The organism is Vibrio sp. 2-Bac 85 (assembly GCF_037546705.1).
GTDB lineage: Bacteria > Pseudomonadota > Gammaproteobacteria > Enterobacterales > Psychromonadaceae > Psychromonas.
This window is the reverse complement of record NZ_JALAAB010000001.1, coordinates 478,300-492,142: the sequence shown is the minus strand read 5'-3', so window position 1 is coordinate 492,142 and position 13,843 is coordinate 478,300. Positions and strand designations below refer to the sequence as shown.

Below are 13,843 nucleotides of genomic sequence, written 5' to 3'. Positions count from 1 at the left end.
AATAATATTTGATTTATAGGCTTTTTATATGGCTATCTATCAATAAAATTAATTTATTTTATCCCGCTCTTGTATTAAAAACTAAATGCTGTTTTTTAAAAAACTGCATTGGTTATTTATAGGAGTACGAATAAAGGAAAGTGATTATGAAAATCACCCGGTCTGTTTTATCTGCTATAAATATTACTGTCAAGTTGGTGTTTAACAGCCTGTTTAGCATGATGTTTTTGCTTAGTTTTAATCTTTTTGCAGAGGGGATCACGCTCAATGACGCAGAGCAGTTAGCGATTAAATCTGACCCTGCGCAAGCAATATATCAAGCACAACAAGCCAGTTTGATTGCACAAGGTATTGCAGGTTCAACACTCGCAGATCCCATGATAAAACTAGGTGTAGCTAACATGCCTACCAATAGTTTTAAATTAGACCAAGAGGCAATGACGCAACTGACCTTTGGGCTTTCACAACAATTTAGCCGTGGTTCACAACTTGAATTAACTCAGAAAGGTTTTAATCAACAATCAGAAATTTCGGTTTATCAAGGTTTAGATCGTCAGTTAAACGTTAAAAAAACCGTGCGGGAGCTTTGGTTTGACATTCTTTTTATTGATAAATCGTTACAGATAGTAAAAGAAAATAAAAGATTATTTTCAGGGTTTTATCGAGATTTAGAATCTAAATATTCTTTAGGGTTAGCAGAGAATGAAGACTTGGTGCTGGCAGAGATCGAGATCAATAAATTTGATGAAAAGCTTGCTGCATTAAGTCAAAGATCGCTTAATTATCGTAGTTTGTTAAGCGAGTATATCGGTGAATACGCCTATCAACCACTGCCAACAGAACTTCCAAAATGGTCTGAAACAATATTTTATGTCAATACACTTAATGCAACCAATAATGAACATTACAGGTTACTTTCTCAGCACCCAATAGCAAAAATGTTAGCGCAAAGTGTTTTAGTGGCAGATAACAGTATCGAGTTTGCTGAGCAGGCCTACAAGCCTAGTTTTAAGGTCGAAGTGGGCTATGGGCATAGGTTAAGTGAAACCGACATGGGAGCTCGAAGAGCTGATCTTTTAAGTGGTTTTGTGTCGATGGATATTCCTCTGTTTACCGATAAACGCCAAGATCAAACGCTTATTTCAGCACAACATAATAAAGGGCAAAAACAAGCTGAATACCGCTTATTATTACGCCGACTTAATGCGTTATTAAATGCTGAAATTAGTAATTACCAGCAACTTGAAGAGCGTATAAGCCGTTATCAAGACAGTTTGTTGAAACAGGCAAAATTGCATACCAAGCTGCTAGAGCAAAGTTACCAATCTAATACTCGTCCTTTCCAAGAGGTTATTGATGCCTACATCCATGAACAGAACCTCTCTTTAGAATATCAACAGTTGTATTTCGACGGACTCAAAAGTCTCTCTAACATTCGTTATTTTCAGGCTCTTTAATAGGAAATTATTATGCGTTATTTATTAGTTTTAATCGTGGGTTTAGTGGTGGGATTTTTTGCCACTTATAATGAACAACTCAACAGTTTATTTGCACAAAAAAATATGTCATCAGAGCCTGAAATCTTATATTGGGTTGCGCCAATGGATGCAAATTATCGTCGTGATAAAGCCGGGAAATCACCAATGGGTATGGATTTAGTACCTGTTTATGCTGAAGCAAAAAAGGCAGAGCCAAAAATTTTGTACTGGGTCGCGCCAATGGATGCTAATTATCAGCGAGACAAACCAGGTAAATCACCAATGGGCATGGAGTTAGTGCCAGTTTATGAAGAGGTCGGTGGACAGTCAGAAGTGGGGCTAGTTACTATCTCTGCCGCAGTAGAAAATAACTTAGGTGTACGTACTGGTCTGGTTGTGAAAGATGAATTTAACATGCCCATTAATACGTTAGGCATAGTGCAAGCCAATGATGATGCGATTTGGCAAATCAATAGTCGTGTATCGGGTTGGATTGAAAAGCTCTATGTGAGATCTGTCGGTATTGAAGTTAAAAAAGGGCAACCCTTATTTGAGCTTTATTCGCCAGAGTTAGTGAAAGCACAGGAATCATTATTTAATGCCATTAACCTAAATCGTAGGGCGTTAATTAATTCATCAAAATCCCGTTTAGCCGTATTAGGGGTAAGTAATGAACAAATTAAAAAGATAATGAGCAGTAGAAAAGTATTACAAAATATCACTATTTTTGCACCGCAAAAAGGGACCATTTCAGAGCTTAAATTAAATGAAGGTGGATTTATTTCTCCTGCGACTCAAGTTATTACCGCAGTTAATTTAGATACGGTTTGGGTGGATGTTGAAGTATTTGCAGGACAAGTTTCATTGGTTAAAGTGGGTGATGCGGCCTCGATGAGCTTAGATTATTTTCCGGGACAACAATGGGATGGAAAGATCAACTTTATCTACCCTGAAATGAACGCAAGCAACCGTACTTTGCGTGTTCGAGTGCAATTCGATAACCCAACGGCACAATTAAAACCTAATATGTTTGCCAGTATTATTTTAACCCCAGAAATGAATAAAAGCAGACTACAAATTCCTCGCGAAGCGGTGATTTATGCGGGTAACATGAATCGAGTTGTATTAGCGAAGGGCAATGGTCAGTTTAAGTCTGTGATTGTGAAACTAGGTCTGGAAAATAAGACATCAGTGGAAGTTTTATCAGGTTTAAGTGAAGGCCAAAAAATTGTGACTTCAGCTCAATTTTTATTAGACTCTGAGTCCAGTATCAGTGCTGATTTTGAGCGTATGTTAGAAATAGACAAAGAAAACGAATCTGACTCAAATGTTAAAGGTGATGACTTGGACTGGTTAGATTTGGGTGCTGATTTTAATCAAGGTTTGTCACCAAAACCGTATTTAGAGATAGTGGCTAAAGAGGTGACGCTATGATTGCTCATATAATTAATTGGTCAATCAAAAACCGTATCATGGTTTTGTTGATCACCTTCGCTATTGTTGCCTATGGGGTATTTTCTATTCAGAAAACACCTATCGACGCTATTCCGGATCTTTCTGATGTACAAGTTATTGTTAAAACTAGTTATCCAGGACAAGCGCCACAAGTAGTTGAAGATCAGGTCACTTACCCGTTAACTACTGCAATGTTATCGGTGCCAGGGGCAAAAACAGTACGCGGTTACTCATTTTTTGGTGACTCTTACGTGTATATCATTTTTGATGATAATACTGATATGTACTGGGCCCGTTCACGGGTGCTGGAATACCTTTCACAAGTTGCCCCTGATTTACCAAAAGAGGCTCGCTCAGCTCTTGGTCCTGATGCAACGGGGGTAGGTTGGATATTTAGTTATGCACTGGTTGATAGAAGTGGGCAGCATGATTTAAGCGAACTGCGTAGTTTACAAGATTGGTTTTTAAAATTTGAGCTACAGACAGTTGCAGGTGTATCCGAAGTAGCAACCGTTGGTGGTATGGTCAAACAGTACCAAGTACGTGTTGATCCTAATAAACTACGTGCTTATAACATACCTTTAAACAGCATCAGCAAGGCAATCCAAAACGCTAACCAAGAAAGTGGCGCAAGTGTTATCGAGATGGGCGAAGCTGAGTATATGGTCCGTACTTCGGGTTATATCTCATCGATTGAGGATCTCAAATCTATACCGCTACAAGTGAATAGCCAGGGGACGCCTCTATTATTAGGTGATATTGCAGAAATAAATCTTGGTCCACAAATGCGCCGTGGTATTACTGAACTTAATGGTGAAGGAGAAGTGGTCAGTGGCGTGGTTGTGATGCGGTTTGGTGACAATGCTCAGGGGGTGATCACTGCGGTTAAGGATAAACTCAATGAGTTGCAAAAAAGCTTGCCGGATGGTGTGGAAATTGTTCCCACTTATGACCGTTCTGAGTTGATTAACAGCGCTGTAGATAACCTTTACCTTAAATTACTCGAAGAGTTTATTGTAGTGGTATTAGTTTGCGCCGCTTTCTTATTTCATTTCCGTTCATCTTTAGTGGTGTTATTGAGTCTACCCGTTGGGATCTTTGTCGCCTTTATTATCATGTCATGGCAAGGTATTAACGCCAATATCATGTCACTCGGTGGTATTGCTATCGCTATTGGTGCGATGGTAGATGGTGCCATTGTGATGATCGAAAATGTCCATAAGCATATGGAAAAAACGGAGCTGACGGATGAGAATCGCTGGCAGGTGATCAGCAAAGCCACACTTGAAGTTGGCCCTGCTCTATTTTTCTCATTATTGATTATCACTTTTAGTTTCTTACCTGTTTTTGCCTTAGAAGGGCAGTCGGGCAAGATGTTCTCACCCTTAGCATTCACTAAAACCTATGCGATGGCGGCATCGGCAGGTTTAGCAATTACCTTAATCCCTGTATTAATGGGATATTTTATCCGCGGTAAAATAATACCTGAGCATAAAAACCCATTAAACCGTTTTTTGGTGGCCTTATACAGACCTGTATTAGCCCTTAGTTTACGCTTTCCAATATTGACGATCTGTTTTGCATTAGTGGTGTTAGTCGTTGGATTCTATCCTGTGAGTAAAATCGGTAGTGAGTTTATCCCACCTTTAGATGAAGGTGATCTTATGTATATGCCAACTACTTACCCAGGTATTTCAATCGGTAAAGCCCGTGAGTTATTGCAGCAAACTAATAAGCTAATTAAAACACAACCGGAAGTTAAAACGGTATGGGGAAAAATTGGCCGCGCTGAAACAGCAACGGATCCGGCGCCACTGACCATGATTGAAACGACTATTCAATTTAAACCTAAAGCGGAATGGCGAGCTGGCATGACTAAAAAAATGCTGACGGACGAGCTTGATAGTTTAATTCAGTTCCCAGGGGTAACAAATGCTTGGGTTATGCCGATTAAAACGCGTATTGATATGTTAGCAACCGGCATTAAAACACCGATTGGTATCAAAATAGCGGGTGCAGATTTAAATGAAATTGAAAAAATTGGTAAGCAAATTGAAGTTATATTAAAAGATGTTAAAGGTACGGCTTCTGTTTATGCAGAACGAGTCACTGGTGGTCGTTATGTCAAAGTGGATATTAACCGTGAAAAAGCTGGACGTTATGGACTCAATATTGCCGAAATACAAGAGCTCGTTGCGGTTGCTATTGGCGGTAAAAATATTACTGAAACCATCGAAGGTTTAGAACGATACCCGGTGAACTTGCGTTATCCGAATGATTATCGCGATTCAGTGACGGCGCTGAAAAGTTTGCCAATTGTCACACCAAGTAAAATGAATATCAGTTTAAGCGATGTTGCCAATGTTTATATCGAAGCAGGGGCTCCGCTGATAAAAACAGAAAATGCGCGTCTTAATGGTTGGATATATGTTGATATTGAAGGCGTTGATCTAGGCTCGTATGTCAAAGATGCACAGCAGATTGTTAATGAGCAACTAAATTTACCTGGTGGGTATTCACTAGTGTGGTCTGGGCAATATGAATATATGGAAAAAGCCAATGCACGTTTGGCAAAAGTGATCCCCGTGACCCTTGCCATTATCGTTATTCTGCTCTATTTAGCCTTCCGCCGAGTCGGTGAAGTTTTGTTGATTTTATCGACACTACCGTTTGCGTTAATGGGCGGAATTTGGTTGATGTTTATGCTTGATTTCCACTTCTCTGTCGCCGTTGGTGTTGGTTTTATTGCGCTTGCTGGTGTGTCGATAGAAATTGGAGTCATTATGCTCTTGTATTTAAACCAATCATTAGAAGCAAAAAAACAGCTACGTCTTACGGATTTTAATCTCAATGATTTAAAAGAAGCGGTAACGGAAGGCGCAGGTTTACGAGTACGTCCCGTGATGATGACAGTTGCTGTTGTTGTGATGGGGTTAGTGCCTATTATGTACGGAGACGGCACAGGCTCAGAAGTTATGCAGCGTATTGCTGCTCCTATGATTGGGGGCATGGTTAGTGCTGTTATTTTGACTTTGATTATCTTGCCTGCGGCTTATTTTGAATGGAAAAAAATAAGCCTACGCAAACAGTTAAATAAAGACTAAGTGATCAACTCAAAATCGCCCTTAACAGATTTTAAGGGCATTTAATTTTAATTAAAAACGATTTAATTAAACAAGTAAGGAAATAAAAATGAATATTAAAAAAAGTAAAATCGCATTAGCACTCGGTACATTGATTTTTTTAGCCGCGCCACTTTCAAGTGCGTTTGCCAATCAAAATAACTGTCAAATGGGCGGGACGATGGCATCCATAAAAAGTGAATTACGTGGTTATGTACAAGGTGTTAAAGGTGATGATGTAAAGAAGATGCAGCAACATATGAATGCGTTATTACAACTAAGTGAAAAAGCGACTCAAGTAACACCTGCCATGGATCATTCTAAAATGGACATGAAAGAGATGGCCGATATGGATCATTCTAAAATGGATATGAAAGAGATGGCCGATATGGATCATTCTAAAATGGATATGAAAGAGATGGCCGGTATGGATCATTCTAAAATGGATATGAATGAGATGGCTACAATGCAAAACATGGAAGGAATGAGCAATGAGCAACACCAACATATGATGTATATGCACAACATGACCGAACTTAATGACATGTTTAAGCAGCTATCTAAAACACAAGAAAAAAATGAAATTAAGGTGATTTTGGGCAAAATTAAAGATCACAGTGAAAAGAACCAAATGTTTAAAAAAGAATGTAATTAAGCAGTTAAGGTTTGTTCAACATTGGCTATCAAGCCAGTGTTGATAAAGGATGTCAGTATTCGCCATAACATGGGGGATGACAGGCCTCTACCCACTATTTTTAACAATAAGTATTTTATTATTGATGTTTATTAATACTATTTAAGGAGTTTTATGATGAAGCTAACGACTAAAATATTAGCAATTACTTTAACCATGGCTAGTTTTTCTGTTTTGGCAAAAACAAGAATTGAATTATATAAATCACCAACTTGTGGGTGCTGTAAAGAGTGGGCCGCGATAATGGAAGACAAAGGTTATACAGTAAATGTACATCATCAAGATAACTGGTCAAATATTAAACAAAATTTTGGAATGCCCCCTCAATTACAGTCTTGTCACAGTGCAGTGATTGACGGTTATTTAATTGAAGGGCACGTTCCAGAGTCTGATATAGCACGCTTGCTTAAAGAGAGCCCTGTTAATATATCAGGACTTGCAGTCCCAGGTATGCCACAGCTCTCTCCTGGCATGGCAAGAGCAGGGGTTAAATATGAAAACTTTAAAGTTGTGTCTTTTTCTAAAGATGGCTTGGCTTTATATAACCAATATTAAGGGCTTCCAAGCTAACATTTTGAATGGCTTTTCATTTAAATTCGTTATTTAGGAAGTCAGTACAGGGAAATGATGCCGCTATGCACGATAACAATATCAAAAACAACAAGTTCTTAGATTAAGAGCTGACTTAAACCTAAAGATAAGAGAGATAAAAAATGAAAATATTTAAAAATGTAGCAATATTAAGCTTGGTTCTATTAAGTAATTTAGTAAGTGCTCATTCAGGGTTAAAAAACTCAACACCTGCAAATGGTGCTACGTTAAATCAACTTCCTGAAAGTGTGGAACTTGAATTTACTATGCCAGTAAAATTGGTCAAATTGAAAGTTATAGAGCAACCTGGAAAACTAGTTAAAGTCACGAGTGCACCAAGTAAAGAATTTAAAAGTAACTTTAGTATTGAATTACCGGCGCTTGAGACGGGTAAATATAAAGTGATATGGGTAACGATGGGTAAAGATGCTCATAAAATGAAAGGTGAGTTCACCTTCTTAATTGAAACCTCGAATATGGGCAACATGACACATACCTCTGATATGGAAAAGATGCCAGTTAATGCTGATGGGCATAACCATCAACATAATTAATTGAGGTCTTTATGATTGAATTAACTATCTGGGACTATAGTAATATAGTCTCTAAGCTATTCATTTATATTGGAGTCGCTACTGCAATCGGTGGTCCTTTTATGGCTTTTTTAATAAATTCCTCCGTTAATAACAAGTCAATTATTCATTATATTGTCATAAGCTGCGTTGTAGGTTTTATGGCGGTCATTGTGAACTTTTTCATTCAGGTTGGGACTTTTTCTGAGGCTGGTGTCTCAGGTATGTTTGATACTGATATGGTTAGTTTTCTTTGGCAAAGCGCTGTTGGTGAATCGGTTGTATGGCGTTTGATCGCATTTACTACTTTAGGTGTAGCATTATTTTTTGGTCACTTTAATGTAAAGTATGAAACGTTTAGTGTAAAACATGCAATATTCACATTATTCTATGTTGTTACGATCCTGTTCTTTGCATATTCATTTACTTTTGTTGGTCATAGTGCTGATATCGGTAGTGTCGCAAAATGGTTGATAGGGTTTCATATTATGACCATGGCTTGGTGGGTCGGTGCGCTATATCCTTTATGGCTTAGTTGTAAATTATTGCCCCCCCCTGCACTGTATAAGTTAATGTGCTTGTTTGGCCAAATAGCAATGGTTATGGTGGGGTTATTAATCGTTTGTGGTATTAGTTTGTTGTATTTAGTTTTTGATAGTCCAGTTGAGTTGTTGACGACGCAATATGGTCAGGCAATACTACTAAAACTTGTATTTGTGGTTTGTATTTTATTGATTGCTGCTTACCATAAATATCATCTTGTAGAAGAAGTGCAAGAAGAGAAAGTTTGTCACAAGTTACAAAGCTCAATCAAAAATGAAATTATAATTGCATTGATAATTTTAACGCTTACCGCTGTACTGTCATCTGCTTTAGGACCCATTAGCTTAGCTTAAATGACAACAAAAAATGTCGTTTGCTAAGTAGTCGAATAGTAGACTGAAAGTTATTGTTGAGGCTTATTATATTAATAAGCCTCTCCTCAGTCTGATTGCTAGGCGATAGTTTTTCTTAGTTTCTTGTGTAAACTTTATTATATATACCCGTTACCAATCAAGATGCATTATTTAGTCGCTAACTCGGGCATCAAGGCAAGGCGTAACATGATGACTTTTCGAGCGATTAACTACGTTAATCCTCTATCGGTGGGTGTAAAACAAGTATTGCCCTTAAATGGCTAGCACTTATCGAATGTTACAACGCCACCTTAATGACAGATAAGTATTTTCGAGTTGACGACCCCCAAGCAAGTCTTGAGGCAAACACCTTCGTTCCTTGTTATTAATGGGCATAAAGTCTCAATTTAACCCGCTAGATCTTCAACGTTATGCCTAGAATCTGCTCACCTCCTGGATTGCTGATTTTTGCATCTTGAATGATGATGGGTATGTATGACAACTATGTATAACAACAATGGACAAAGGGGATTGAACTGGGCTTAATTGTAAGGAAGGAGTTATTTGATGTTAAACACTTCAATAATATAGTTGAGCAAAATCATAGTACTGATAATCTAAAATAAATACTTATCTTTTACTCAACGTTATTATCTAAACTAATTTATGAAGCTCATTTTAATTATCTGATTCGTATATACGGTAGTGATATTTTACATCAACTAATGCTTGATATTTAATAACATTTGGCTGTTTCGAGAACTCTTTCACTGTCACTTCTTTATCTACGACCATAACAGATTTAACATCTAGATTAATTAAAGATGTTTTGAGAATTTTTACCAGTTCTTGTGATGACTTACCATGTAAATTACCCATGACTTCATAACCTTGCTGATAAGCTGCGTTACGACTCGTTGTTGGCTCAGAAACTAACGTTGTTGTCTTGGTAATTAAGCTATAATTTGCGCCCGTATTCATACGAGCTTTATCCATAGTCTCAATTGAATCAGCCATGGTGTGGGTACTTACTAATAATAAAGTTGCTACTGCTAATAATGATTTTTTCATGTGTATTTCCTTTGCTGTGATTGATTTACACTAATAATAACCAAATCATCATGACACCATGCTGTCGCACAGATTACGACTTTGTCATGTTTTAATCTGCAGTAAGAATACAGTATTCTGTTATTTTATAATTTAAGTTCATCATTACTTACTTGTTGCTTTGTATGTATTGAAAATAGCGTATCGATATCACTAATGACTACTAGCCCTTCATCTTCACTATTACTATGGGCCGCATCGATAATAATTTTTGCTACTTGTAATGCACAGTCCTGGTTTGTATAAATATCCATCTGTATGTGTGTGGAAAGTGTATTGATATTATACAAATCAACATAAGTACCTTTGCCTTCAACAGAGTGGATTGTAAATCCAATGTTAGAATGTTGCTTTAAAGCGTTTTCAACTTCAGTTAATTTTATTTGATCAAAAATCGCAGTGACTTTTTTATATGACATATAACCTCCTAAAATAATTAATAAAAGTATTTACACCAACACACCAATCTATCTAAGTATCAATTTACCTAAGCACCTATTAACTTATGCTTGTTAAAATGAACGTAAGCTTGTTATTGATTTTGTAATGAGAATTCTAGTTACTGCAATCAATACTTTGCTTTCATCCATTTTTCCTAGCACCTAAAAAGATCTCTTAATTAGATTGCTATTTAGAGTATAAATTAACTTGATTCTATGACTGGTTATCTTCCCCACAAAATAAGGAACATGACAATATTGTCATTCTTCTGTCATGTCGGAGGGGGGGAGTTAAGCTTATGATTGTCAGCAGTTAATTAATAATTAAGTATAGGGTCTATGTAGATGAATAAAGCAAATAAGATGTTCAATTTATCACGGCGCGAATTATCAAAAAACATTCTGGTTGCCGGAACATTACTGGGGTTAACACCATTAATGCCAATCGCGATGGCAAAATCAAAAAAAGATAGCAGGTTTGATCAATCTCATCAGAAATCGACATTATCGGGTGATGAGTTTTTTTTAACGGTTGGTGAAACGCTGCTCAATATCACAGAGAAAAAGCGTATTGCGACCACTATAAATGGATTAATTCCTGGGCCAACCTTACGCATGAAAGAGGGGCAAACTATAACCATTCACGTTACTAATACACTTGATGTGGATACCTCCATTCATTGGCACGGTATTATTTTACCGTATCAAATGGATGGTGTACCCGGTATTAGTTTTGTTGGCATTAAAGCTGGGCAAACCTTTACTTACCAATTTACACTCGCACAAAGTGGGACTTACTGGTATCACTCTCATTCAGCTTTTCAAGAAATGACGGGTATGTATGGGGGTATTGTTATTGAGGCTGCGGAACAAAAAATAAATATTGAGCAAGATAAAGTGATTGTTTTATCTGACTGGACTGATGAAAATCCGATGGCAGTATTTGGAAAGCTTAAAACCCAAGGGGATTATTATAATTATAATCAACCAACCCTATTTGATTTTTTCAATGATGTTGAAAAAAGCGGCCTTTCAGGTGCGATTGGAAAGCGTAAGATGTGGAATGAGATGCGTATGAGTCCAACTGATTTAGCAGATCTTTCTGCTAATACGCTGACTTATTTAATGAATGGGCAGAGCAGCAAAAATAATTGGACAACGTTTTTTAAACAGGGTGAGCAGATCCGGTTACGCTTTATTAACGGAGCAGGTAATAGTTTTTTTGATGTGCGTATTCCAGGACTTAAAATGACCGTTGTTGGTGCAGATGGTGGTGAATTAGAGCCGGTTGAAGTTGATGAGTTTAGGTTTGGTCCTGGTGAAACTTATGATGTATTAGTTAAGCCAGAGGAAGCTGCTTATACCATTTTTGCACAGGCAATGGATAGAAGCGGGTATGCACGGGGAACATTGGTGAGTAGCCCGGGTTTATCAGCAGAAGTGCCGGCATTAGATCCGGTTCAAGAATTAACCATGGTCGATATGATGGGGGATATGTCGAGCATGGATATGGGTAACATGGCAGATATGGATATGTCTAAAATGGACCATTTACAAATGGAGATGCCTGCCAGCCGTAATAAAGCAAGTCAGACAGTATCCCATGCTATACAAGAGCAAGGCCCTTCTGTTGATATGCGAGTAGATACACCACGTATTAATTTGGATGACCCTGGTGTTGGGTTACGTAATAATGGGCGCCGAGTGTTAACGCTTGCAGATTTAAAAACTGTTGGTGGAGTCATTGACGATCGCCCAGTTGATAGAGAGTTAGAGTTGCATTTAACGGGCAATATGGAACGTTATACTTGGTCCTTTGACGGGGTAGAGTTTGGTAGTTCAACCCCAATCCATCTTAACTACGGAGAGCGCATTCGTATTATTTTACATAACGATACAATGATGACACACCCTATGCACTTACATGGCATGTGGAGCGATTTAGAAGACGCTGACGGTAACTTTCTAGCTCGTCGGCATACCATCCCTGTACAACCTGCGCAGCGTTTAAGCTTTTTAGTCAGTGTTGATGCAAAAGGGCAATGGGCTTGGCATTGTCATCTTCTTTTTCATATGGAAGCGGGTATGTTTCGCAAAGTGGTGGTGTCATGAACAAAACAACCTATATGCCGTTGGTTAAGAACATCAGTTTATTGAGTTTATTGAGCATTTTATCTTTTAGTAGCTTTGCGCAGCAAATGACTTCTCATGCTGAGATGCAAAAGATGGATCATTCACAGATGGATATGTCTGGAGACAATGAGAAAGACTCCCTGTTATTAACAACACGTTCAGCACACCAGTATTCTGATGGTTATACCCTTAAGGACGCTCCATTTTCAATAGCTGGGCCTAAGCAGCTAAAACTTGCTGATGAAATGCTATTTTTGGGGGGGAATGTAGACCGCTTTGAATACAGCAATAACCGTGGTGATTATGAATGGGTTTATGACAGTCAATTTTGGGTGGGAAGCGATTATGATAAATTATTAGTTAATTTTGAGGGAGAGCTTAGCGATAGCGGGAAACTTGATGAGTCCAGCAGTGAGTTGTTATGGAGTTCTGCTTTGACTACATTTTGGAATACTGAGTTTGGTCTTCGTTATGATACGAGTAAATATGAAAACCAAACATGGCTGGCCGCTGGTGGCTCTGGACTAGCGCCTTACTGGTTTGAAATCGACGCTATGTTTTATTTAACTAAAGGTGGACAAAGTGAATTTCAGATTTCAGCTGAATACGAACTATTACTTACACAACGCTTAATTCTACAGCCTAGTATTGAGCTTAGTGCGTTTGCTAAAGATGATTTAGAACAGGGTCAAGGTAAAGGTGTTTCCGATGTTGTGCTTGGTGCACGGTTAAGGTATGAAATATCACGCCAATTTGCTCCTTATATCGGCGTAGAGTGGGTCAAATTATTTGGAAATAGTGCTAACCTTAGCATAAGCGAAGGTTATGAGAGTCAGCAAATCAATTGGGTCGCTGGCCTAAAATTTTGGTTTTAAGCAATAAATATAGATAGGAAAAAAATGAAAAAACTTACTTCTGTTTTATTACTAACATTATTCTCTGCGGTGGTATCTGCAAGTGCAGGCCATGAAGAAAATAAAAATTTAGATGCGATAGCAAGTACATTGCATAATACAGCGCGAACTATTGAAGTGACAATGGATGATACAATGCGTTTTGCGCCTGATGTTTTGAATGTTACAAAAGGAGAAACTGTACGTTTAATGATAAATAACATCGGCCAATTAAAACATGAGCTGGTGATCGGTGAGATCGCTGAGTTTAAGCAGCATGCTAAAATGATGCAAAATATGCCCAATATGGCACACGATGAACCTAATGCAGTTAGCTTAGAAACTAATGAAATGGGTGAGATTATGTGGACATTCAATCGTTCTGGTAAAATTAGTTTTGCCTGTTTAATTCCTGGCCATTATGAAGCAGGAATGAGTGGAACATTTAACGTTAAATAA

At 37.9% G+C, this 13,843-nt stretch carries 12 protein-coding genes; 10 read left to right on the top strand and 2 right to left on the bottom strand.

All coding sequences use genetic code 11. The features are described 5' to 3' along the window. Positions 1–146: 146 nt before the first annotated feature. The 7 genes from MT390_RS02100 to MT390_RS02070 all read left to right on the top strand — a co-directional run bounded on the left by MT390_RS02100 (position 147) and on the right by MT390_RS02070 (position 8,808). Positions 147–1,457: a TolC family protein gene (locus tag MT390_RS02100; RefSeq protein ID WP_169727657.1), complete on the top strand. Its 1,311-nt coding sequence runs from the start codon at positions 147–149 to the stop codon at positions 1,455–1,457. 12 nt (positions 1,458–1,469) lie between these two features. Further along, entirely contained in the window at positions 1,470–2,912 is a 1,443-nt protein-coding gene (locus MT390_RS02095; RefSeq protein WP_028868908.1) for an efflux RND transporter periplasmic adaptor subunit, read from the top strand. Next, positions 2,909–6,037 carry an efflux RND transporter permease subunit gene (locus MT390_RS02090; protein WP_028868907.1) on the top strand — a complete coding sequence of 1,043 codons (3,129 nt, stop codon included), beginning with the start codon at positions 2,909–2,911 and terminating at the stop codon, positions 6,035–6,037. The genes MT390_RS02095 and MT390_RS02090 overlap by 4 nt, the downstream gene beginning before the upstream one ends. Positions 6,038–6,125: 88 nt before the next feature. Beyond that, complete coding sequence (locus tag MT390_RS02085) at positions 6,126–6,710, top strand: hypothetical protein (protein ID WP_499439323.1); 585 nt, start codon at positions 6,126–6,128, stop codon at positions 6,708–6,710. Positions 6,711–6,863: 153 nt separating this feature from the next. Then, positions 6,864–7,304 carry a DUF411 domain-containing protein gene (locus MT390_RS02080; protein WP_245600412.1) on the top strand — a complete coding sequence of 147 codons (441 nt, stop codon included), beginning with the start codon at positions 6,864–6,866 and terminating at the stop codon, positions 7,302–7,304. Positions 7,305–7,462: 158 nt separating this feature from the next. Continuing rightward, positions 7,463–7,894 (top strand): copper resistance CopC family protein, encoded by a 432-nt coding sequence (locus MT390_RS02075; RefSeq protein ID WP_499439322.1) that lies wholly within the window; start codon positions 7,463–7,465, stop codon positions 7,892–7,894. Positions 7,895–7,905: 11 nt separating this feature from the next. Further along, complete coding sequence (locus MT390_RS02070) at positions 7,906–8,808, top strand: CopD family protein (RefSeq protein ID WP_499439320.1); 903 nt, start codon at positions 7,906–7,908, stop codon at positions 8,806–8,808. A gap of 678 nt (positions 8,809–9,486) precedes the next feature. Here the strand turns inward: MT390_RS02070 and MT390_RS02065 are convergent. Both MT390_RS02065 and MT390_RS02060 read right to left on the bottom strand, forming a co-directional pair. Further along, positions 9,487–9,879, bottom strand: coding sequence for a DUF3316 domain-containing protein (locus MT390_RS02065; RefSeq protein ID WP_499439319.1), 393 nt, complete (start codon positions 9,877–9,879; stop codon positions 9,487–9,489). A 125-nt stretch (positions 9,880–10,004) separates the two neighbouring features. Next, positions 10,005–10,337 carry a P-II family nitrogen regulator gene (locus MT390_RS02060; protein WP_028868425.1) on the bottom strand — a complete coding sequence of 111 codons (333 nt, stop codon included), beginning with the start codon at positions 10,335–10,337 and terminating at the stop codon, positions 10,005–10,007. Between the two features lie 366 nt (positions 10,338–10,703). Between MT390_RS02060 and MT390_RS02055 the strand changes: the two genes are divergently transcribed. From MT390_RS02055 to MT390_RS02045, 3 genes are read left to right on the top strand one after another with little or no spacing between them, the layout of a single operon-like run. Continuing rightward, positions 10,704–12,470, top strand: a complete 1,767-nt coding sequence (locus tag MT390_RS02055; protein ID WP_499439317.1) for a copper resistance system multicopper oxidase — start codon at positions 10,704–10,706, stop codon at positions 12,468–12,470. Further along, positions 12,467–13,366, top strand: a complete 900-nt coding sequence (locus MT390_RS02050; protein ID WP_499439316.1) for a copper resistance protein B — start codon at positions 12,467–12,469, stop codon at positions 13,364–13,366. The genes MT390_RS02055 and MT390_RS02050 overlap by 4 nt, the downstream gene beginning before the upstream one ends. 24 nt (positions 13,367–13,390) lie before the next feature. Then, the gene (locus MT390_RS02045) at positions 13,391–13,843 is read left to right on the top strand and encodes a cupredoxin domain-containing protein (RefSeq protein ID WP_499439315.1); all 453 of its coding nucleotides are present in this window, start codon (positions 13,391–13,393) and stop codon (positions 13,841–13,843) included.